19 protein-coding genes are annotated in these 20,750 nt (G+C 71.8%); 11 read left to right on the top strand and 8 right to left on the bottom strand.

What is annotated here, in order from left to right:
* Nucleotides 1-36: 36 nt before the first annotated feature.
* Nucleotides 37-429 carry a hypothetical protein gene (locus AC29IT_RS02130; RefSeq protein ID WP_358445617.1) on the top strand — a complete coding sequence of 131 codons (393 nt, stop codon included), beginning with the start codon at nucleotides 37-39 and terminating at the stop codon, nucleotides 427-429.
* A gap of 14 nt (nucleotides 430-443) precedes the next feature.
* On the opposite strand, the gene AC29IT_RS02125 is transcribed toward AC29IT_RS02130, so the two are convergent.
* On the bottom strand, nucleotides 444-632 hold the full coding sequence (locus AC29IT_RS02125; RefSeq protein WP_358445614.1) for a hypothetical protein: 189 nt from the start codon (nucleotides 630-632) through the stop codon (nucleotides 444-446).
* A gap of 155 nt (nucleotides 633-787) precedes the next feature.
* On the opposite strand from AC29IT_RS02125, the gene AC29IT_RS02120 reads away from it, so the two are divergent.
* The 4 genes from AC29IT_RS02120 to AC29IT_RS02105 all read left to right on the top strand — a co-directional run bounded on the left by AC29IT_RS02120 (nucleotide 788) and on the right by AC29IT_RS02105 (nucleotide 7,483).
* On the top strand, nucleotides 788-2,218 hold the full coding sequence (locus tag AC29IT_RS02120; RefSeq protein WP_488217637.1) for an MFS transporter: 1,431 nt from the start codon (nucleotides 788-790) through the stop codon (nucleotides 2,216-2,218).
* Between the two features lie 58 nt (nucleotides 2,219-2,276).
* Nucleotides 2,277-4,652, top strand: a complete 2,376-nt coding sequence (locus AC29IT_RS02115) for an ATP-dependent Clp protease ATP-binding subunit (protein ID WP_488217636.1) — start codon at nucleotides 2,277-2,279, stop codon at nucleotides 4,650-4,652.
* 155 nt (nucleotides 4,653-4,807) lie between these two features.
* A complete protein-coding gene (locus AC29IT_RS02110; protein ID WP_488217635.1) occupies nucleotides 4,808-6,751 on the top strand; it encodes an aconitate hydratase in 1,944 nt (647 codons plus the stop codon).
* A 237-nt stretch (nucleotides 6,752-6,988) separates the two neighbouring features.
* Nucleotides 6,989-7,483 carry an STAS domain-containing protein gene (locus tag AC29IT_RS02105; protein ID WP_358445601.1) on the top strand — a complete coding sequence of 165 codons (495 nt, stop codon included), beginning with the start codon at nucleotides 6,989-6,991 and terminating at the stop codon, nucleotides 7,481-7,483.
* 13 nt (nucleotides 7,484-7,496) lie between these two features.
* On the opposite strand, the gene AC29IT_RS02100 is transcribed toward AC29IT_RS02105, so the two are convergent.
* Both AC29IT_RS02100 and AC29IT_RS02095 read right to left on the bottom strand, forming a co-directional pair.
* Nucleotides 7,497-7,667, bottom strand: a complete 171-nt coding sequence (locus AC29IT_RS02100; protein WP_488217634.1) for a hypothetical protein — start codon at nucleotides 7,665-7,667, stop codon at nucleotides 7,497-7,499.
* Nucleotides 7,658-7,975 (bottom strand): GNAT family N-acetyltransferase, encoded by a 318-nt coding sequence (locus AC29IT_RS02095; RefSeq protein ID WP_488217633.1) that lies wholly within the window; start codon nucleotides 7,973-7,975, stop codon nucleotides 7,658-7,660. Before AC29IT_RS02095 ends, AC29IT_RS02100 begins: the two co-directional genes overlap by 10 nt.
* A gap of 120 nt (nucleotides 7,976-8,095) precedes the next feature.
* Between AC29IT_RS02095 and AC29IT_RS02090 the strand changes: the two genes are divergently transcribed.
* Complete coding sequence (locus tag AC29IT_RS02090) at nucleotides 8,096-8,845, top strand: GntR family transcriptional regulator (RefSeq protein WP_488217632.1); 750 nt, start codon at nucleotides 8,096-8,098, stop codon at nucleotides 8,843-8,845.
* The gene (locus AC29IT_RS02085; protein WP_488217631.1) at nucleotides 8,842-9,381 is read left to right on the top strand and encodes a gamma carbonic anhydrase family protein; all 540 of its coding nucleotides are present in this window, start codon (nucleotides 8,842-8,844) and stop codon (nucleotides 9,379-9,381) included. Before AC29IT_RS02090 ends, AC29IT_RS02085 begins: the two co-directional genes overlap by 4 nt.
* A gap of 793 nt (nucleotides 9,382-10,174) precedes the next feature.
* Here the strand turns inward: AC29IT_RS02085 and AC29IT_RS02080 are convergent.
* Nucleotides 10,175-10,435, bottom strand: a complete 261-nt coding sequence (locus tag AC29IT_RS02080) for a Prokaryotic metallothionein (protein ID WP_358445590.1) — start codon at nucleotides 10,433-10,435, stop codon at nucleotides 10,175-10,177.
* 221 nt (nucleotides 10,436-10,656) lie between these two features.
* Between AC29IT_RS02080 and AC29IT_RS02075 the strand changes: the two genes are divergently transcribed.
* Together AC29IT_RS02075 and AC29IT_RS02070 are read left to right on the top strand one after the other, a co-directional pair.
* Complete coding sequence (locus tag AC29IT_RS02075; protein WP_358445587.1) at nucleotides 10,657-13,656, top strand: alpha-mannosidase; 3,000 nt, start codon at nucleotides 10,657-10,659, stop codon at nucleotides 13,654-13,656.
* A 625-nt stretch (nucleotides 13,657-14,281) separates the two neighbouring features.
* A complete protein-coding gene (locus AC29IT_RS02070) occupies nucleotides 14,282-14,590 on the top strand; it encodes a DUF6221 family protein (RefSeq protein WP_358446319.1) in 309 nt (102 codons plus the stop codon).
* Between the two features lie 7 nt (nucleotides 14,591-14,597).
* Here the strand turns inward: AC29IT_RS02070 and AC29IT_RS02065 are convergent, their stop codons facing one another.
* Both AC29IT_RS02065 and AC29IT_RS02060 read right to left on the bottom strand, forming a co-directional pair.
* Entirely contained in the window at nucleotides 14,598-14,858 is a 261-nt protein-coding gene (locus AC29IT_RS02065) for a DUF3040 domain-containing protein (RefSeq protein WP_358446321.1), read from the bottom strand.
* Between the two features lie 75 nt (nucleotides 14,859-14,933).
* Nucleotides 14,934-15,782: a class I SAM-dependent methyltransferase gene (locus tag AC29IT_RS02060; protein WP_358446324.1), complete on the bottom strand. Its 849-nt coding sequence runs from the start codon at nucleotides 15,780-15,782 to the stop codon at nucleotides 14,934-14,936.
* 1,024 nt (nucleotides 15,783-16,806) lie between these two features.
* Here AC29IT_RS02060 and AC29IT_RS02055 point away from each other — a divergent pair.
* The gene (locus AC29IT_RS02055; protein WP_488217630.1) at nucleotides 16,807-17,184 is read left to right on the top strand and encodes a YunG family protein; all 378 of its coding nucleotides are present in this window, start codon (nucleotides 16,807-16,809) and stop codon (nucleotides 17,182-17,184) included.
* A gap of 3 nt (nucleotides 17,185-17,187) precedes the next feature.
* On the opposite strand, the gene AC29IT_RS02050 is transcribed toward AC29IT_RS02055, so the two are convergent.
* Both AC29IT_RS02050 and AC29IT_RS02045 read right to left on the bottom strand, forming a co-directional pair.
* On the bottom strand, nucleotides 17,188-18,042 hold the full coding sequence (locus tag AC29IT_RS02050) for an SDR family NAD(P)-dependent oxidoreductase (RefSeq protein ID WP_358446333.1): 855 nt from the start codon (nucleotides 18,040-18,042) through the stop codon (nucleotides 17,188-17,190).
* 12 nt (nucleotides 18,043-18,054) lie between these two features.
* On the bottom strand, nucleotides 18,055-19,164 hold the full coding sequence (locus AC29IT_RS02045) for an AraC family transcriptional regulator (RefSeq protein ID WP_488217629.1): 1,110 nt from the start codon (nucleotides 19,162-19,164) through the stop codon (nucleotides 18,055-18,057).
* Nucleotides 19,165-19,197: 33 nt separating this feature from the next.
* Between AC29IT_RS02045 and AC29IT_RS02040 the strand changes: the two genes are divergently transcribed.
* The gene (locus AC29IT_RS02040; RefSeq protein WP_488217628.1) at nucleotides 19,198-20,706 is read left to right on the top strand and encodes a flavin-containing monooxygenase; all 1,509 of its coding nucleotides are present in this window, start codon (nucleotides 19,198-19,200) and stop codon (nucleotides 20,704-20,706) included.
* Nucleotides 20,707-20,750 lie beyond the last annotated feature (44 nt).

The raw sequence follows: 20,750 nt of genomic DNA, 5'->3' as shown, positions 1-20,750 counted from the left end.
GGTCTCTACCGCTTCCGTGGGGTTGGCTGAGCTGTTATGACCCTCCCCGCGCACTCCGATCACGCTCCGGCCCCGACCCAGCGGCGCTCGTCCGCCCCCGGCGGCAGGCGACCCGGGGTCGACGACGGTGGCTACACCGCGGAGGTCGCCCTCCAGGTCGGCGAAGCCGCCCACGTCCTGGGGGAACGGCTCGGCGATCCCGCCATGTCGCACTCGATCGCCGACCTGGAGCAGTCCACCCGCGGTTTCGCCGCCACAGCCGAAGGCATGGCCGCCGGGGTCGCCGGCATCACCGAGTGGTTGCGCGCCGCCGGGCACGCCGGCGCCCTGACCGGGCACGCCAGCGTCGTGGCCGAACGCCTCGTGCACGTCAGCCGCGAGCTGACCCGGCTCGCCGACGCGGTCGACGCCGCCGAACACCCCGCCTGATCACGCGCGCCCGCTCAGCCCTCGGGTTCGTCGCCCGCGGACGGCGGTTCGGGGCGCAGCAGGGCGGGGTCGTCGTCGGCGGGCGGTTCGGCGTCGAGCTCCTCCTGGGCGCGGGTGGGGTGGTTTCCCTGCAGGAGGCCGCGCACGTCCTGTTCCAGCGCGTCGTCCTGGGCGGGACCGTGCTTGTCGCTGCCGCGTTGCATCGGTGCCCTCCTTCCTTCGTGCGGCCCGCGTTCGGGCCGTCTCCGTCGTGGGGTCCCTCGCCTACCCGTCGTCCGGGTGGTCGAATCCCGCTGCGCGGGAGGCGTATCCCACGATCTTTGAAGTTAGGCACGCTAACGAACTAGCGTGGGATGACGTGACCGCACACGACACCCGGGCGACCGCGACCAGAACCGACCGGGCACTGCCCCGCAGCTTCGTGCTGACCATCGCCGCCGGGACCGTGCTCCAAGCGCTCAACGCCTCCACCATGGCCGTGGCCCTGGTCGACATCCGCGACGAGTTCCACGCCGGCGCCGCCGCCTCCTGGCTGATCTCCGGGCTCTACCTGGCCACCGCCATCGGCTCGCCCACCGCCGGACGCCTGGCCGACCGCATCGGCCCACGCCGCGTGTTCACCACCTCCCTCGCGCTCACCGTGCTCAGCTCGCTGCTCGCCCCGCTCGCACCCGACCTCGGCTGGCTCATCGCGCTGCGCATCCTGCTGGGCCTGGGCACCTGCGCGGCCTTCCCCGCAGGCGTGGCCATGCTGCGCGCCGAAGCCGACCGGCGCGGCACCGCCCTGCCCGCCGGGGCGCTGAGCGCACTGGCCATCGGCGGCCAGGTCATGATCGCCTTCGGGCCCGTCGTCGGCGGGCTGCTGGTGTCCTGGCAGGGCTGGCAATCGATCTTCCTGATCAACGTGCCCCTCGGCGTCGCCGTCGGCATCGCCGCCCGGCGCCACCTGCCCACCGACCCGCCCCGGCCACCGACCAGCACCACCGCGGTGCTGCGCGGCCTCGACCTGCCCGGCGGCGCCCTGTTCACCGGCTGCATCGCCGTGCTCATGCTGTTCCTGCTGTCCCTGGCCGACCAGCCCCGCTGGTGGCTGCTCGGACTGCTCGCCGTCCTCGTCGCCGCCTTCGCCGCGTGGGAACTGCGGGTGCCCGACCCGTTCGCCGACGTGCGGATGCTCGCCCGCAACCGGCCGCTGACCGGCACCTACCTGCGCACCGCCCTGACCTACGTCGCCTTCTACACCGTCTTCTACGGGTATCCGATGTGGCTGCAGAGCGCCCGCGGCCTCACCCCCGATCAAGCCGGACTGGTCGTGCTGCCCATCGCGCTGCTGGCGATGGGCTCGGTGGCCGTGGCCGGACGCGTCATCCGCCGCCGCGGCCACCGGCCCGTGCTGCTGGTCGGATCGGTGGCGCTGCTGGCCGGCGGGCTCGGACTGACCCAGCTGCACTCGGCCAGCGGCCTGGTGCTGCTGCTCGGCGTCGCCGCCGTGCTCGGCCTGCCCAACGGGTTCAACAACATCGGCAACCAAGCCGCCCTCTACCAGCAGGCCGACGCCGCCGACGCGGGCATGGCCTCCGGGCTCTACCGCACCTCCCAGTACGTCGGCGCCAACATCGCCGCCGCCGTCATCGAACTCGGCTTCGCCGGACCGGCCGCTGACGCCGGACTGCACCGGCTCGGTACCGTCGTAGCCGTGATCAGCGCCGTGCTGCTGGCAGGCGCCCTGGGAGAACGGCTCACCAGCGGGCGCCGCACGGGCGGTGCGTTCCCACCCGCACGGAGTTGATCACTATGGTGGCGTGGTGCGGGCACGAGCGGTGCCCGCCGGGGCAGGAGGTGTACCGGTGGATCGGGGCAGTGCAGGCGATGCGTCGGCCGCATTCGATTCGCTGCTCAACAGCCTCGTCGAAGGAGGCGGCGAGCAGCGCCGCACCGAACACGGCCCCGGCGGCCTCGGCCTGTCCAACCTCCTCGACCCCGAAGCCCACGACGTGGTCTCCAAAGCCATCCACGCCACCGTGGACTGGGGCAGCCGCGAACTCGACAGCACCCACCTGCTGTGGGCGGTCACCCAGGTCGACTCCACCGCCCGGATGCTCGCCGACTCCGGCGTCCGCGTCACCGACCTCGCCACCGGAGTCCGCACCGTCGCGGGCACCGTCGACGCCGTCGCGGGCGGACCGCGCCGCGCACCCGTGCTGTCCTCCTCCGCGCGCCGCGCCCTGCTCGGCGCCCACCAGCAGGCCCTCGGCGAAGGAGCCGAAGTCGTCGGCGCCCGCCACGTGCTGCTCGGCCTCGCCCACGACCCCGAATCCGTCGCGGGCCGCGCCCTGGCCCGCGCCATGGAAGGCGGCGACCGCACCACCCGCGGCACCAGCACGGGTTCGCTGAGCGCCACCCCGCGCCTGGACGAGTTCGGCCTCGACATGACCGAACTCGCCCGCAACGGCGCCCTCGACCCCGTCATCGGCCGCGAGGAGGAGATCGACCAGGCCATCGAAGTCCTCGGCCGCCGTTCCAAGAACAACCCCGTGTTCATCGGAGACCCCGGAGTCGGCAAGACCGCCCTGGTCGAAGGCCTCGCCCAGCGCATCGTCGACCGCGACGTGCCCTGGCCGCTGGCCGGGAAACGCCTCGTGTCCCTGGACCTGGCGGGCATGGTCGCCGGGGCCAAGTTCCGCGGCGAATTCGAACAGCGCTTCCGCGACGTGCTCACCGAACTGCGCACCCACCGCGACGACGTCGTCGTGTTCATCGACGAGATGCACAGCATCGTCGGCGCGGGCGCGGGGGAGGGCTCCATGGACGCGGGCACCATGCTCAAACCCGCCCTCGCCCGCGGCGAACTGCACCTGATCGGCGCCACCACCGTCGAGGAGTACCGCAAGCACGTCGAGAAGGACCCGGCGCTGGAACGCCGCTTCCAACCCGTCCTGGTGCCCGAACCGTCCGTCGAGGACACCATCCGCGTCCTCGACGGCGTCGCCGAGAAGTACCGCCGCCACCACCGGGTCCGCATCGCCCCCGACGCCCTCGACGCCGCCGCCCGCCTCGCCGACCGCTACCTCACCGACCGGTTCCTGCCCGACAAGGCCTTCGACCTGCTCGACCAGGCCTGCTCCCGGGTGCGGATGCGCCGCGGCGGCACCTCCTGGGCCCCCGAACCGCTCGTGGAGGCCTCCGACATCGCCGACGTCGTCGCCCGCCGCACCGGCATCCCCGTCGCCGAAGTCTCCGACCAGGACCGGCGCCGCCTGCTCGACCTCGAACAACGCCTCGCCGAACGCGTCGTCGGCCAGCCCATCGCCGTGCGCTCCGTCGCCGAAGCCGTCCGCCGCGCCCACGCCGGGCTCGCCGACCCCGACCGGCCCATCGGCAGCTTCCTGTTCCTCGGCCCCACCGGCGTCGGCAAGACCGAACTCGCCCGCGCCCTGTCCCGCGCCCTGTTCGGCGACGCCGACCGCATGGCCCGCTTCGACATGGGCGAGTTCCAGGACAAGCACACCGTCTCCCGCCTCATCGGCGCCCCACCCGGCTACGTCGGCTACGAGGAAGCCGGGCAGCTCACCGAACGCATCCGCCGCCAGCCCTACTCGGTGGTGCTGCTCGACGAAGTCGAAAAAGCCCACCCCGACGTGTTCAACACGCTGCTGCAGGTCCTCGACGCCGGACGCCTCACCGACGCCCAGGGCCGTGCCGTCGACTTCCGCAACACCGTGATCATCATGACCTCCAACATCGGCGCCGACCGCATCCTCGACTCCGCCGCCCCCGCCGACGAACTCGCCGACGCGCTCCTCGACGACCTGCGCGGCTTCTTCCGCCCCGAATTCCTCAACCGCATCGACGAGGTCACCGTCTTCCAAGCCCTCGGCGACCGCGAACTCGGCCAGATCACCTCGCTGCTGCTGGAACGCACCGCCGCCCAGCTGCGCGAGCAGGGCATCCGCATGGAGATCTCCGACGCCGCCATGACCTGGCTCGCCGAACGCGGCGCGGGCGGCGAGTTCGGCGCCCGGCCCCTGCGGCGCATCATCCAGCGCGAACTCGACACCCGCCTCGCCTCGCTGCTGCTGGACGGATCGCTGACCGACGGGGGAGACGTCCTCGTCGACGTCCTCGGCGGCGAACTGTCCCTGCACGTCTCCGCCGCCCGCCACGGCGCACCCGGCGGCCGCCACGCCGCCCCCGCGCACCGCCGCACCGGCGCACCCGCCTGACCCACCCCGCAGCACCCCGCCGGCGACCACGGCAATGGCACAGGCCAGCGGCACGGGCAGGTGGCACGGCGGTGCACGGCCTGATCGTTTGCCCCGCGCCCCGCCCGGGTAGCCCGGCGAAGACCGGTGATCCGCACCCGCCCCGGGAGGCACCGATGCCGCAGACCCTGGCGCACAAGCTCATCACCACCCACCTCACCGACGGCGAACCCGCCCCCGGCGCCGAGATCGGCCTGCGCATCGACCAGACCCTCACCCAGGACGCCACCGGCACCCTCGTCATGCAGGAACTCGAAGCGTTCGGGCTCCAGCGCGCCCGCACCCGCCTCAGCGTCCAGTACGTCGACCACAACCTGCTGCAGACCGACGAGAAGAACGCCGAAGACCACGCCTACCTGCGCACCGCCGCCGCCCGCTACGGCATCTGGTACTCCCGGCCCGGCAACGGCGTCTCCCACCCCACCCACATGCAGCGCTTCGGCACCCCCGGCGCCACCCTCGCCGGCTCCGACTCCCACACCTGCGCCGCCGGATCCCTCGGCATGCTCGCCATCGGCGTCGGCGGCCTCGAAGTCGCCCTCGCCATCACCGGCGCACCCCTGCGCCTGCGCATGCCCCAGGTGTGGGGAGTGCACCTCGACGGGCGGCTACCGCCGTGGGTGTCGGCCAAGGACGTGGTGCTGGAGATGCTGCGCCGCCACGGCGTCGCGGGCGGCGTCGGGCGCATCATCGAATACCACGGGCCCGGCCTCGCCGAACTCACCGCGATGGACCGGCACGTCATCGCGAACATGGGCGCCGAACTCGGCGCCACCACCACCGTGTTCCCCGCCGACGACGCCGTCCGCGACTTCCTGCGCGCCCAGGACCGCGACGCCGACTTCACCCCGCTGGCCGCCGACCCCGGCGCCACCTACGACCACACCGAGCACCTCGACCTGTCCACCCTCGAACCGCTCATCGCCCGCCCGTCCTCGCCCGGCGACGTCGTGCCCGTGCGCGAAGCCGCAGGCGCCGACATCGGCCAAGCCGTCATCGGCTCCTCCGCCAACCCCGGGCTGCGCGACTTCGCCACCGCCGCCGACATGGTCCGCGGACGCCGCATCGCCGAGCAGGTCAGCTTCGACATCAACCCCACCTCCCGCCAGACCCTCACCGACCTCGCCACCACCGGAGACCTCACCGCTCTGATCACCGCGGGCGCCCGCCTGCACCAGACCGGCTGCCTCGGCTGCATCGGCATGGGCCAAGCCCCCGCGGCAGGCACCCGCTCGCTGCGCACCTTCCCCCGCAACTTCCCCGGCCGCTCCGGCACCCCCGACGACTCGGTGTGGCTGTGCTCCCCGGAAACCGCGACCGCCGCCGCCCTCACCGGCCGCATCACCGACCCCCGCGACCTCGCCGACGACCTCGGCCTGCGGCCGCACGTGCGGTGGCCGCAGCACACCGCGATCAACACCGGCATGCTCGTCGCCCCGCCACCGGCCGCCGAAGCCGAACGCATCCGCCCCGAGAAGGGCACCAACATCTCCGCGCTCCCGGAGTTCACCGCCCTGCCCGACCAGCTCGACACTCCCGTGCTGCTGATCACCGGCGACGACGTCTCCACCGACGAGATCTCCCCGGCCGGCGCCCGCGCCCTGCCGCTGCGCTCCAACATCCCCGCCCTCGCACGCTTCACCTTCACCCGCCTCGACCCCGACTACCCGCGCCGCGCGGAGAACACCGGGCCGCACCTGATCGTCGGCGGCGACAACTACGGGCAGGGCTCCTCCCGCGAGCACGCCGCCATCACACCCCGCTACCTCGGCGTGCGGCTGGTCCTCGCGAAGTCCTTCGCCCGCATCCACTGGCAGAACCTCATCAACTTCGGCATCCTGCCGCTGCGGTTCACCGACCCCGACGACCACGACCGCATCGACCTCGGCGACGTCCTCACCACCAGCGGCCTGCGCGACGCACTCCGCTCCGGCGAACCCCTCACCCTCCGCAACACCACGAAGAGTCGCGACATCGCCGCCGAACCTCACCTCTCCGAGCGACAAACGGAGATCGTCCTCGCCGGAGGCATCATCGCGCTGTCGGCCACTTCCCCCTAAGTCTTCGCACGATGGTGGCCAGCCTTGTTTCGATCGGACTAGCGCTCCTACCGTGAGGAAACAGCGGTCGAGCACCCGGCCATGACGTCCCTGGCCCCTCGGAACCGCAGCGCCGCACCCCAGGCCCGCCACCGAGATCACCGGTGGCCGCCGCAACGCGCCGCCGCGATCCCCGAGGACCCACGGACCCACCAGGCCGGCCCGCCGCGAGCAGCACTCGAACACGGGGGAGGCAGTGTGATTCTCGCGAACACCGGCAACAGCGACCGCACCGCGCACCAGCGGCACGACCAGGTCGAACTCGCACCGCAACGCACGATCACGCCACCTCGCGACCCCGGGGAACCCGTCATCGGCACCCCCGGCCACCCCCGCGCGCTGCGGCTCGCGGTGCACCGGCCCGACCCCGGCGTCGTCATCGTCCACGTCGGCGGCGAAATCGACCTCGCCGCCGCACCACGCCTCGGCGAAATGGTCCGCCAACGCCTCACCGCCGCCGCCCTGCGCGCCATCGTCCTCGACCTCGCCGACGTCACCTTCTGCAGCTCCGCCGGACTCGAACTGCTCCTGCACGCCCAACGCCGCGCCGAAGCCCGCCGCACCCCGCTCTACATCGTCTTCGGCACCGGAGCCGTGCTGCGGCTGATCACCCTCACCGGCCTCGCCGACCGGTTCACCAGCCGCGACACCACCACCCACGCGCTCGCCGACATCCGCCGCCACCACCTGTGACCGGACCGCGAGCTCACCACGGGCGGCGCATCGCCACCCGCGGCCACCCCGGGAACACCGACCGCTCCGCGTCGAGCCGCGCCGCCAACCCCGGCGACAACGCCCCCTCCGGCACCACCCGGAACCCCGAGCGCGCGTAGTACGGGGCGTTCCACGGCACCTCCCGGAACGTCGTCAACGACACCCCCGCGCACCCGCGTGCGCCAGCAACGCCGCACCGATGCGCCGCCGCGCCCACCCCGGATCCACGCTCACCTGCGCCACGTGCAACGCCCCGTCGAGCACCTCCGCGGCCAGGAACGCCACCGGGCCCGGCCCCTGCACCGCCACCCACAACGAACCCGACTCCCGGAAACCCGCCAGCACCTCCACCGGCAACGGCGCGTCCGAGGCCACCCGCTCCATGCCCACCTCGGCGAAGCACCACCCCGAACGGCGCTCCACCTCCGGCAACACCGCCAGCTCCTCGGCCCGCGCCGCGCGAATCAACACCACCCCAGCATCACCACCCGCCCGCACCGGCGGCAACCGAATTCGAAACCGACCACACCGTTTCTCCCACCAACGGGGAAACCGCACCGCACAGCCCCGCGAGCGGGCACACTGGGCACCGTGACCGGATCACTGGAAGATCAGGTGGCGCAGCGGCACACCGCTCCCGCGCCCAGCATCGCCGACCCGCCGAGCCTGGTGGAACTGGCCGCCGGAACCATCCGACACATGATCATCAGCGGTGGGCTCCGCTGCGGCGACCGCATCGTGGAGAACCGGCTCACCCACGAGCTGGGCATCAGCCGCCCACCCCTGCGCGAAGCGCTGCGCGTGCTCGAACACGAAGGCCTCGTGCGCCAACTGCCCCGCAGAGGCGTCATCGTCACCCCGCTGACCCTGCACGACATCTACGAGATCGTCACCCTGCGCCGCGAACTCGAACGCCTCGCCGTGCACCGCGGCATCCCCGTGCGCGAACCCGCCCGGCTGCGCCGCTGCCGCACCGCACTCGACGCCCTGGCCGCCACCACCGGCGACCCCGCGCTGTTCGCCGAACGATCCCTGCAACTGCGCCTGGCCGTCATCGGACTCGCAGGAAACGAACGCCTCGAACACACCTGCCGCACCCTCGGCCTGCAGCTCATGCTCGCGCTCACCCTCACCCACCGCGTCGCACCCGCCCCCGACCTCGCCGCTCAACGGCGACTGGTCGAGGTCATCGCCGACGGCGACCCCGATACGGTGCTGGCGGAACTGGCCCGCACCACCGACCCCCGCGCCTTCGACGGCATCGAGGGGGTCGTCGGCGGCCACTCCCACGACGCGGTGCAATGGCTGCGCCGCGAACGCGCCGACCCGGAGGACCCGTGAACGCCCCAGCCGACACCGCCCGCACCATCACCCTCGGCGAACACACCCCGCAGCTGGCCGAGAGCGCCTGGGCAGCACCCGGCGCCACCCTCATCGGCCGCGTGCACCTGCACACCGACGCCAGCGTCTGGTACGGGGCGGTGCTGCGCGGCGACAACGAGGACATCACCATCGGCGAACGCAGCAACGTCCAGGACGGCTGCGTGCTGCACGCCGACCCCGGATTCCCCGCCACCGTCGGCCGCGGCGTCACCGTCGGGCACCGCGCCGTGCTGCACGGCTGCACCGTCGGCGACGACTGCCTGATCGGCATGGGCGCGGTCGTGCTCAACGGCGCGGTGATCGGGGAGGGTTCGCTGATCGCCGCCGGAGCCGTCGTCCTCGAAGGCGTCGAGATCCCGCCCGGCTCGATGGTCGCGGGCACCCCCGGCAAGGTGCGCCGCGAACTCACCGAGGACGAACGCGCCCGCCTGCGGTTCTCCGCCGAGGTCTACGTCGCCAACGCCGGCCGCCACCGCGACGCCCGCACCGGCTGACCCGCCACCGGTGCGGCAGGGGAGGGGAGCGGTACCCGCCACACCGGCCTCGAACATGCGAAATGCCGTGGCTTCCGTCCGAAGTGGACGGGAGCCACGGCATCGTCAGCAAGCCTGCGTGGGTCGCGAGGTCTCACTTGATGTGGCGTTGACCGTGCTCGCCGGATCACCGCCAGAGCGGTGGGCGCCGGTCCGCGACCCGGTGGGGCGCCACGTTCAGCCGGGGTGAACCGGGGCTGACGAACAGAGCCTTCAGCTCTGACCGCGACGGGCGGCCGAGCTCACGACCTGCGAGTGGGGGTGTCGCATCACGGTGCGAGCCCGTCCCATCTCCCGTGCCATGTCACCCAGCCAACGAACCAGACCTGCCATCTCGGCATCCCTTCACGCGTAGTGGTCCAGCCGCCACCACCCGCCCCGTGCCCCGCGAACTGGTGCGCCCCGGGTGAGCGAGTGGTGCCACCCCCGTAGTCGTCACTGGTGAACGCCGTGTTTCACCCTGCAAGTAACGAAGAGGTAACGACCACGGAGTGGGCCGATTTCACCCCCCACACCCGAATCAAACGATTCACCCCCGCCCGCCGAACCAGCGTGCGCAACGCCCCCGCCCTCGCCCTGTCAGCGGCGAAGCCGCTGAGCGGCGGCCACCAAGGACACCGGCACCGCCGCGGATTCTCAGCGGTGCTCACGCGAGGACAGCGTCTTCTCCTGCGGCGGAGCCACCTGCGAAGCAGCGAGGAGAACGCTCAGGTTCCGCCACCTGACCTCCCCAGCAACGGAACCAGAGCCGGACTCAAACAGGCCGACTGCCCACCGCATCCCGCACTTCTTCCACCATCGACATCCCCGACTCCCGCGCACAATGCGCACAGCAGAAGAACCGCCCGCTCACCTCCACCCCGTGCCCCAAGATCCGGCACCCGCAGTGCTCGCACTGCGGCGCCAACCGCTGCGCCGCGCACTCGAACGAATCGAACACGTGCACCCCGCCACCCGACGTGCGCACCTCGAAACTCATCCAGTACTCGTTCCCGCACACCTCGCACGTACCCATCACCACATCGCCTCCACGACCATCGGGGACCGCGCGCCACACCGGCACGCCCTGCGAAAGGCCCCAGCATGCGAGGCCCCGCGCACCCCGGCAACCGCCATGACCTGCACGAGCGATCACCCGGCCCGGTTCGGCGGCACCCACCCCCACCGGCGATGTGCCACGATGATCGACGCTCAGCAGTGGTCTGCACCAACCCGCTCCGAACGAGGGGACACCACATGCACGACGACCGCGCCGTAGTGGAAAAACGCCTCGACCGCATCCTCGCCGAACGACTCCGGCCCGCCGTGCACACCCGCACCCACCCCCTCGACATCGCCGCCTGGCACGTCCCCGGCGAACCCGTCCCCGCCCACCAAGCCCTCCACGCCCAGTACACCCCCGTCCACATCGGACACGAATGGGGACCCGCCTGGGGAACCACCTGGTTCCGCCTCACCGGCACCCTCCCCGAAGACTGGGCCGACCAACCCGCCGAAGCCGTCATCGACCTCGGCTTCGACCTCGACCGCCCCGGATTCCACTGCGAAGGCCTCGCCCACACCGACACCGGCACCCCCATCAAAGGCCTCAACCCCCGCAACACCCACCTGCCCCTGCACGCCCCACCCGGACAACCCCTCACCTGGTACGTCGAAGCCGCCGCCAACCCCCTCATCCTCGGCGACAACGGCTTCCGGCCCACCCACCTCGGCGACCCACCACCCTGGCTCGACGGCGGCACCACCACCGGCGCCCCCCTCTACCGCCTCACCCGCGCCGACCTCGCCCTCCGCGACCTCACCGTCCACGAACTCGTGCACGACACCGAAGTCCTCGCCCAGCTCATGCGCGAACTCCCCACCGACTCACCCCGCCGCCACGACATCCTCCGCGCCCTCGAACGCATGCTGGACCGCCTCGACCTCCACGACATCCACACCACCGCACCCGCCGCCCGCCACGAACTCACCACCGCCCTCCACCGCCCCGCCCACACCACCACCCACCGCATCAGCGCCACCGGACACGCCCACATCGACTCCGCCTGGCTCTGGCCCCAACGCGAAACCATCCGCAAAGTCGCCCGCACCGTCGCCAACGCCACCGAACTCATGACCCGCGACCCCGACTTCACCTTCGCCATGTCCCAGGCCCAGCAACTCGCCTGGCTCAAACAACACCACCCCGACCTCTTCGACCGCGTCCGCGAACACGCCCGCACCGGCCAATTCGTCCCCGTCGGCGGCATGTGGGTCGAATCCGACACCAACATGCCCGGCTCCGAAGCACTCGCCCGCCAATTCCTGCACGGCAAACGCTTCTACCTCGACGAATTCGGCATCGACACCCAAGAGGTCTGGCTACCCGACTCCTTCGGCTACAGCGCCGCCCTGCCCCAACTCGTCCACCACTCCGGCTCCCGCTGGTTCCTCACCCAGAAGATCTCCTGGAACCAGACCAACAAGTTCCCCCACCACACCTTCTGGTGGGAAGGCATCGACGGCACCCGCGTCTTCACCCACTTCCCACCCGTCGACACCTACAACGCCGAACTCACCGGCGCCGAACTCGCCCACGCCAGCCGCAACTTCACCGAACACGGCCACGCCACCCGATCTCTCGTGCCCTACGGCTACGGCGACGGCGGCGGCGGACCCACCCGCGACATGCTCGCCCGCGCCCACCGGCTCGCCGACCTCGAAGGCTCACCCACCGTCGAACTCCACTCACCAGCCGAGTTCTTCACCGCCGCCGAAGCCGACCACCGCGACCCCGCCGTCTGGTCCGGCGAGCTCTACCTCGAATTCCACCGCGGCACCTACACCTCCCAAGCCCGCACCAAACAAGGCAACCGCCGCAGCGAACACCTCCTCCGCGAAGCCGAACTCTGGTGCACCACCGCCCACACCACCCTCGGCCACGACTACCCCCACGACACCCTCGACCGGATCTGGAAAACCGTCCTCCTGCACCAGTTCCACGACATCCTCCCCGGCTCCTCCATCGCCTGGGTCCACCGCGAAGCCGAACAGACCTACCAGCACGTCGCCGCCGAACTCCACGAACTCATCGACCACGCCCAACGCGCCCTCGCCGGCACCGGACCCGGCACCACCACCTTCAACGCCACCCCCCACGCACACCACGGCATCCCCGCCCTCGGCGCCGGAACACCCACCACACCCGCCGCCACCACCGCCACCGAGAACCCCGACCGCACCACCACCCTCGACAACGGCCGCATCCGCGCCACCATCGACCACCGCGGCCTGCTCACCTCGGTCCTCGACCTCGACACCGGCCGCGAAGCCCTCGCCCCCGGACACCCCGGCAACCTCCTGCAACTCCACCCCGACCACCCCAACGCCTGGGACGCCTGGGACATCGACGAGTTCTACCGCCACCAAGGCCACGACCTCACCGACACCGACCACATCACCCTCGACGGCACCACCCTCACCGTCCAGCGCAGCTTCGGGAACTCCACCCTCGTCCAACGCCTCCACCTGCACGGCCGCACCCTCCACATCGACACCGACATCGACTGGCACGAAACCGAAAAACTCCTCAAAGCCGCCTTCCCCCTCGACGTCCACGCCGACCGCTCCACCGCCGAAACCCAATTCGGCCACCTCCACCGACCCACCCACACCAACACCACCTGGGACGCCGCCAAGTTCGAGATCTGCGCCCACCGCTGGCTCCACGTCGGCGAACACCTCTACGGCCACGCCCTCATCAACGACTCCACCTACGGCCACGACGTCACCCGCCACACCCGACCCGACGGCGGCACCACCACCACCGCCCGCCTCTCCCTGCTGCGCGCCCCCCGATTCCCCGACCCCGACACCGACCACGGACACCACCACCTGCGCTACGCCCTCGTCGTCGGCGCCGACATCGGCGACGCCATCCGCGAGGGATACCGCCTCAACCTCCCGCCGCGCACCGTCCCCGGCAGCAACCCCGTCCCACCCCTGATCACCCTCGACAACCCGGACGTCATCGTCGAAGCCCTCAAACCCGCCGAAGACCGCAGCGGCGACATCATCGTCCGCCTCTACGAATCCCGCGGCGGCCGCGCCACCACCACCCTCACCCCGAACTTCCCGCACACCACCATCACCCCCACCGATCTGCTCGAACGCCCCACCGGACCCGCCCGGGACCACACCGAACCCCTCACCCTGCGCCCCTTCCAGATCCGCACCCTGCGCATCACCCGAACCTGACCCGCCGGTACCGGGACCAGGGGAGCGGGGCACCGACCCGACCCGGTGAAACCAGCGGCGCGCCGGGGTGAACAGCGCCGATCCGGTGATCGCCACCGCGCCCCGCCACCACCCGCTCCGCATCATGGCCGCAGAGCCCGCACCCGACCGCGCACCGCGCCCGGGAGGCTCACCGGACCGCGCCCCACGGGACGCGGACGAAAAAGGGGTTCGGGGGGGCCGCCCCCCCCCCGCGCCCCCACCCCCCCCCCCCCCCCCCCCCCCCCCCCATGGCTCGCGGGGGGGCCCCCCCCCCCCCCCCCCCCCCCCCCCCCCCCCCCCCCCGACACCGACCACCCGCACCGACTCTCGCGGGTGATCCCCGCAGCCCGCCCTGGGTACCGTCGGACGGTCAACACGAACGACGACGGAGGGACCCCCGTGCTCGTGGCAGTCACCGGCGCACCAGGCGCCGCGAGCCGCGCGGTGCTCGACATCCACCCGAACGACCACACCCGGGCATGACCACCACACCCCGCGTCACAACCGGCCACCCTCGACGTCCCCATCCGGGCGGGCCGACACCCGGCGCCGCGCACCCGACGGACGGACGGGCGGTACCCGCGTACCGCGGTGGGGGACGACCATGAACCGGTTCGCCGAGTTCCTGCGACGACAGATCGACATCGACCTCGAACTGCTGCGCTGGATGCGCGAAGACGTCGAAGCGGGCAACGCCAAACCCTGCGGCGGCACCGTCTTCCGCGGCTTCCGCGAATGCGAGCTCAAAACCAGGCTGCTGCGCCGGCACCAGCTCTGCGGCTCGGGAACCGGACCCTGCGACCGCCTCGGCGAGGCCTACCCGCCCGAGGACGAACGCGGCTGCGCCACCCGCGCCCTGCTCGGACTGCCCTACTCCGACCGGCCCGGCTACCGCGCCCGCTGGAGACCCTGAACCGCGATCACGACGTCAGCAGCCGCCAATCCCGCGCTGCCAGCAGCACCGTCGCCAACAACCCGGCCAGCAGGAAACCCGCCACCTCGCCGAGCACCATGCACAACAACGCCGCCACCACCGCGACGCACCCCAGCACGACCCGCACCCCGGGTCGCGCCCGGCCGGGCAGCTCCGCCCTCCGCAACCGGTCGGCGAAATCGGGGTCCTGCAGAACCAGACCCTTCTCGATTTCCGCGATGCGGCGGCGTTCGTGCCTGGGCAGCATGACCTCGACCTCCCTGGAGTGGACCGACATCCGGCTACCCGCGCCGACGAGATCCCTACACCCCGCAGCCCCAGGTCACGGCCGCTTCGCCCGAACCAGCCACGCCGCCGACTCGAACAGCACGCCCCGCTCCGACTCGTGCTCGGCCAGCAGCTCCAGCAACCGCTGCCGCGCGAGGTCCCGTTCCGCCACGTCCAGCTCCGCCAGCAACCCAGCGAACTGGCCGGTGACGAACCGGCACGCGTCCGCGGCATCCCGGCCGAAGTACATCGGCTCCCGCCAGTCCTCCAGCCGCACCCGCTCGAAACCCGCCGACTCCAGCAGCGTCCGCACCGAACCCGGATCGCTCATCGACAGCGGACCCGGCCCCTCCGCAGGCGGCGCACCTTCCCGGCCGCCCGAGAGCGCCGAGCGGAAACCACCCATCCACGGGTTGAGCCGCGCCGGCTGCCACGTCAGCAGCGCCATGCCGCCACCCGGGGCCAGCACCCGCCCGAGGTGGGCGAACGCCTCGCGGGGAGCACCGAAGAACATCGCACCGTGCCTGCTCAACAGCAGGTCGACGGTGGGGAAGGGGTGCACCTGCGCATCGGCCCGCTCGAACGACGCGTTCGACACCCCCTCCCGCCGCGCCACTCGGCGCGCCGACTCGACCAGCGGCGCGGACAGGTCGACGCCGTGCGCCCAGCCCTCCGCCGCGCGCCGCGCCGCATCGCGGGTGACCTGCCCGCTGCCGCACCCGACGTCGAGCACCCGCGCCGCCGGTCCGATCCCGGCCGCTTCCAGGAACCGGTCGTGGTAGGCGGCGACGCCCTCGTCGAAGCGCTCGGCGCGCTCCGCCCAGAACTCGCCCTGTTCGCCGCCCCACGCCTCGGACTGGGCCGCGTTGGACGGGTCGATCGGTACGTCGGGGTGGTTCGGCATGTGCTTCCTCCGGGGGTGTGGTGAACGGCCGGCGGAGTCTATGCGGTGGTGGGGGTGGGGGTGATCGGAATGGCGGAGCGGGGGCGGATCGTGAGGGGCTTGGTCCGGGGAAGGTGGCTGCCGGGGAGGCGGCGATGCTCGACTGGGGAAGCTGCTCAACGGGGGAACGCCGGAGCACGGGACGAGAGCGGTGGATCTCGAAGTTGATCAAAGGGGTTTTTGGTGGATAACGTTGATTATCCATCAAATGGAGAAGGGGACGGGGGTCCGATCCCGGGGGATCCCGGTCGGCGCGGTGTCGGCCGGTGCTGCACGGGTTCGACGTGTTCGCGTCTCGGTGTGCCGTGTCGTCCCGCGCCGACCGGTGCGCCTGATGACGCGATCCGCGGTGACTCGGCTGAGCGGCCTGGCTGCCGGCCCGACCCTTGATCAACTGAGCTCGATGGATCTTGCCCGCCGGTCGGCTTCACCGCCGGTCGACTTCGCACGACCGGCAGCTACCTTTCAAAACGTCACTGTGACGTTTTGAAGGTGACTGCCGGGACCAGCGAAGACGGCCACCTCGGGGATGGTCCAAGCCGCGGCGGCACGTCGGCCATCGCGACGGCCTCGAGGTGCATCACCGCGGACGCCGCGCCAGCGGCCCGGCATGTCGCCGACGCGCCGGACGGTCAGCGGTGCTCATCGCACCCGAACGCACTGCCATCCGCGTGCCCGCATCCCACACCCGGCGCATCCCGTCGGACCCGGCCGATCGACCCCTTCTCGGCCGGATAACCCCAGGTCGACAAAGTGCCGATAATCTACATTATGTAAAGTAATGGAGATCCGACCTCCTCCGACCGCTCCCCGCAGTCGCAAGACGCACCGAGCCGGTCACCGCCCCCGCACGCGTTGCACGCCGGAACGCGCCTCCCCGCCTGCAGCCATCGGACCGGCCTCGACACGGACCGGCCCGCCGCACAGCCGCCGATCACACCCGCACGCCGCACCACCTGTCGGTCCCCACCGGTAAGCAGTGCTCATGCCGATGACGTTGACCGGGATCGAACACGCGTTCCGCCGGTCCTGGGGCGCCGACACCTGCGCGCCCGAGGACCTCCCGAAGTGGTCGCCGCGGAATCCGGCGCGCGGCCAGTGCGGCGTGACCGCTCTGGTGCTGCAGGACTTCCTCGGCGGCGAGCTGCTGCGCGGCGAGGTCCGGGTCGCCGGTGCGCGGGTCGACTTCCACTGGTGGAACCTGCTCGGTTCCGTCGAAGTCGATCTGACCCGGGAGCAGTTCTCCGCCGAGGAGGTCGTCGGACCCGGCGAGGTGGTCGTGCGCGGTCCGCTGCGGCGGATGCAGGCGGAGTACGAGCTGCTGCGCGAGCGCGTGCGGGTGCACCTCTCCCCTGCCTGCTGAGCGCTACCGCGCGCGCAGCGCCGATGGCCGCGAGTTCGGTTGCAGCCGGTAGAGCACGTCCATGTAGCGGGTCGGGAACAGCCGGGCCAACAGGTCGGGGATGACGGCCGAGGAGGCGATCAGCACGCGGCGCTTGCGGCGGTCGACGCCGTCGAGGATCCGGGCGGCGGCCTTGTCGGCCGGGTAGGACAGCAGCTTCGCGTAGTTCGCCCTCCCCCGGGCCAGCTGCTGTTCGTCGACGCCGCTGGCGACGCGGGCGGATTCGGCGATGCGGGTGCGGATGCCGCCGGGGTGCACGGTGGTGACGCCGATGCCCTGTTCGGCGAGTTCGTGGCGGAGCGCTTCGCTGAAGCCGCGCAGCGCGAACTTGCTGGCGGCGTAGGCGGATTGCCCGGGTGGCGCGATGAGGCCGTAGAGGCTGGAGACGTTGACGATGTGCGCGCCCGCGTCCAGCCGGGGTAGCAGCAGCCGGGTGAGGGTGACGGGTGCGCGGAAGTTGATGTCGATGACCCAGTCGAACTCCTCGCCGGTGAGCTGGTCGAAGGCTCCGCCGAGGGCGACTCCGGCGTTGTTGATCAGCAGGGTGATGCGGGGTGCGTCGGCGAGGATGCGCTGGGCGAGGTCGTCGAGGGCCGGGGTGTCGGCGAGGTCGGCGACGTGGGTGTGCACGGTGCGGTCCGGGTGGGTGCCGCGGAGGGTGTCGGCGACGGTGGTGAGGCGTGCTTCGTCGCGGTCGATGAGGACGAGGTCGCTGCCGCGGGCGGCGAGCTGGTGGGCCATGTGTTCGCCCATGCCGCTGGCGGCGCCGGTGAGGACGGCGGTGCCGCCGGTGAAGCGGTAGCGGTCGAGGGTGGGCATGCGTCTCCTTGCTCAGCGTTGTGGTGATCGAGTGTGCGCGGTGGTGGGCGTGGTGGCTTGACCCGGCGCGACGTTCTCGTGACTTCGTGCGACACGGCGCACGTCGCTGGGGGTGGTGTGCCACCAGCGTCGGCAGCAGCGGCTGAGCGCGGATTGTTCGGAGAGTCCGAGCAGGGCGGCGATCCGGCCGAGGGGCAGGTCGGTGCTCGTGAGGTAGCGGTGGGCGGCGTGGCGTCGGGCGTCGTCGAGGAGTGCGGCGAAGGTGGTGCCTTCGTCGCGGAGCCGGCGTTGCAGGGTGCGGGGGTGCAGGTTGATGAGGTGGGCGATGGCGCCGATCTCGGGTGGTGTGGTGCCGAGGGCTTGGGTGAGGACGCTGCGGACGCGGGTGGCGAGGTGGCTGCTCTCCCCCGGTGTGCGTTCGGCGAGGTAGGCGAGGGCGAGTTCGCGGACGCGCCCGTCGGCGCCGGTGAGGGGTTTGGTGGTGAGGCTGCGGGGCAGGCGGAGCAGGGCGGCGGGGGCGCCGGTGGTGATGGGGGCGCCGAAGAACTCCTCGTAGACGTGCAGGGGTGCGGTGGGTGTGTGGGGCAGTTCGACGGTGCGGAGTCCGTATCGGCCTGCGGCGAGGAAGGTGGTGGCGCGGTGCAGGAAGCCGAGTCCGAGGTCGGTGGCTTGGCCGGAGGTGGGTGCGTCGGGTGGGAGTGCGTAGCGGAGTGCGGCGATGCCGGGGGTGCCGCGGGGGTCGTCGTCGAGGGTGATGGTGAGGGTGCTGGCGTGGACGAACAGGTAGCGGGTGGCGCAGTCGAGGGCGTCGCCGATGGTGGGTGCGTTGCGGATGGCGAGGGCGAGCGGGCCGAGCATGCCGAGGTCCTGGCGGGCGGCGATGCGGAGTCCGAGGTCGGGTCGGTGCAGGTCGGCGGCGGCGATCTCGAGGGTGTTGACGAGGGCGCATTCGGGGACGAGGAGGTCGTCGGTGTCGAGTGCGGCGGTGGGCAGGCCTGCGGCTCGGGCGTAGTGCTCGGCGTCGCCGCCGAGTTCGGCGACGGTGGCGCGGAAGCCGCGCAGGCCTGCGGAGCGGATCACCGTCATGTCGTCGAGGGTCAAGGAGTTGTCGTGCGGCGTCAAGATCGGTTGGTGGTGGGTGCGGAGACTGGGGGCATGTCGGAGTCTGCGGTGGGTGTCGAGCACGTCGATGTGGTGGTCGTGGGTGCCGGGTTGTCCGGGATCGGTGCGGCGTACCGGTTGCGGTCGGAGTGCCCGGGGCGTTCGTTGGTGGTGTTGGAGGCGCGGGACGCGTCGGGTGGGACGTGGGATCTGTTCCGGTATCCGGGGGTGCGGTCGGATTCGGACATGGCGACGTTGGGGTATTCGTTCCGGCCGTGGCGGGGTTCGCGGCCGTTGGCGGATGGCGCGTCGATCTTGCGGTACGTGCGGGAGACGGCGGCGGAGTTCGGGATCGAGGGGTTGATCCGGTATCGGACGAAGGTGGTGGCCGCGGAGTGGTCGAGCGCGGAGTCGCGGTGGACGGTGCGGCTGGCGGTGCGGGATGCGGCGGGTGCGGTGTCGGAGCGGGTGTTGACGTGCGGGTTCCTGTACTCGTGCGCGGGTTATTACGACTACGAGCGTGGTCATGAGCCGGTTTTTCCGGGGGTGGAGTCGTTCGGTGGTGAGGTGGTGCATCCGCAGTTCTGGCCGGAGGGGTTGGATCTCGCGGGCAAGCGGGTGGTGGTGGTCGGGAGCGGTGCGACGGCGGTGACGTTGGTTCCGGCGCTGGCGGAGGCGGCGGCGCGGGTGACGATGTTGCAGCGGTCGCCGACGTGGGTCAGTCCGGTTCCGGGGCGGGATCGGAAGGCGGAGTGGTTGCGGTCGTGGTTGCCGGAGCGGGTGGCGAGCCGGTTGGTGCGGTGGAAGAACATCGCGTTCTCGACGGCGTTCTTCCAGTTCTGCCAGCGTTTTCCGCGGGTGGCGCGGGGGTTGTTGACGCGGCTGAACGTGCGGGCGTTGCAGGATGCGGAGGTGGTGCGGGAGCACTTCACGCCGTCGTACGACCCGTGGGATCAGCGGTTGTGCGCGGCGCCGGATGGTGATCTGCACGCGGCGGTCCGGGAGGGGCGGGCCGAGGTGGTGACGGATCACGTGGAGTCGTTCGTGCCGGAGGGGGTCCGGTTGCGGTCGGGTCGGGTGTTGGCGGCGGATGTGGTGGTGTCGGCGACGGGGTTGCGGTTGCTGGCGTTCGGGGGGATGTCGTTGCGGGTGGATGGTGGTGTGGTGGCGTTGTCGGAGCAGTTCGTGTGGCGTGGGGCGATGGTGTCGGGGGTGCCGAACTTCGCGGTGTGCGTGGGGTATTCGAATGCGTCGTGGATGTTGCGGGCGGATTTGTCGTCGCGGTTGGTGTGCCGGGTGTTGGGGTTGATGGGTCGGCGGGGTTGGTCGGCGGTGGTGCCGGTGCCGGGTCGGGGGTTGCGGGCGCGGCCGTTGCTGGATCTGGCGTCGGGTTATGTGCAGCGGTCGATCGATGCGTTCCCGCGGCAGGGTGATCGGGGTTCGTGGCGGGTGCGGCAGAACTACCCGTTGGACGCGGTGGCGACGTTGCGGGGTGGGTTGGCGCGGGAGTTGGTGCCGGTGCCGGTGTCGGGGCTCCGCTCCCCTGCCGTCACCGGGAGTTGAGCAGGGCGCGTTCGGTGCGGGGGTCCGGCTAGTCGGGTGTGGCG

It is taken from the genome of Saccharopolyspora sp. MMCC62, assembly GCF_057736575.1.
Note: the sequence above shows the minus strand (reverse complement) of the source record. Positions and strands in the feature narration are given on the sequence as shown.

Excerpts from the sequence above, each read along its gene's own strand:
- AC29IT_RS02060 (WP_358446324.1), bottom strand. The coding sequence starts at position 15,782 with ATGCCGAACCACCCCGACGTACCGATCGACCCGTCCAACGCGGCCCAG.
- AC29IT_RS02080 (WP_358445590.1), bottom strand. The coding sequence starts at position 10,435 with ATGGGTACGTGCGAGGTGTGCGGGAACGAGTACTGGATGAGTTTCGAG.
- AC29IT_RS02050 (WP_358446333.1), bottom strand. The coding sequence starts at position 18,042 with ATGCCCACCCTCGACCGCTACCGCTTCACCGGCGGCACCGCCGTCCTC.
- AC29IT_RS02130 (WP_358445617.1), top strand. The coding sequence starts at position 37 with ATGACCCTCCCCGCGCACTCCGATCACGCTCCGGCCCCGACCCAGCGG.
- AC29IT_RS02065 (WP_358446321.1), bottom strand. The coding sequence starts at position 14,858 with ATGCTGCCCAGGCACGAACGCCGCCGCATCGCGGAAATCGAGAAGGGT.
- AC29IT_RS02110 (WP_488217635.1), top strand. The coding sequence starts at position 4,808 with ATGCCGCAGACCCTGGCGCACAAGCTCATCACCACCCACCTCACCGAC.
- AC29IT_RS02055 (WP_488217630.1), top strand. The coding sequence starts at position 16,807 with ATGCCGATGACGTTGACCGGGATCGAACACGCGTTCCGCCGGTCCTGG.
- AC29IT_RS02125 (WP_358445614.1), bottom strand. The coding sequence starts at position 632 with ATGCAACGCGGCAGCGACAAGCACGGTCCCGCCCAGGACGACGCGCTG.
- AC29IT_RS02075 (WP_358445587.1), top strand. The coding sequence starts at position 10,657 with ATGCACGACGACCGCGCCGTAGTGGAAAAACGCCTCGACCGCATCCTC.
- AC29IT_RS02040 (WP_488217628.1), top strand. The coding sequence starts at position 19,198 with ATGTCGGAGTCTGCGGTGGGTGTCGAGCACGTCGATGTGGTGGTCGTG.
- AC29IT_RS02070 (WP_358446319.1), top strand. The coding sequence starts at position 14,282 with ATGAACCGGTTCGCCGAGTTCCTGCGACGACAGATCGACATCGACCTC.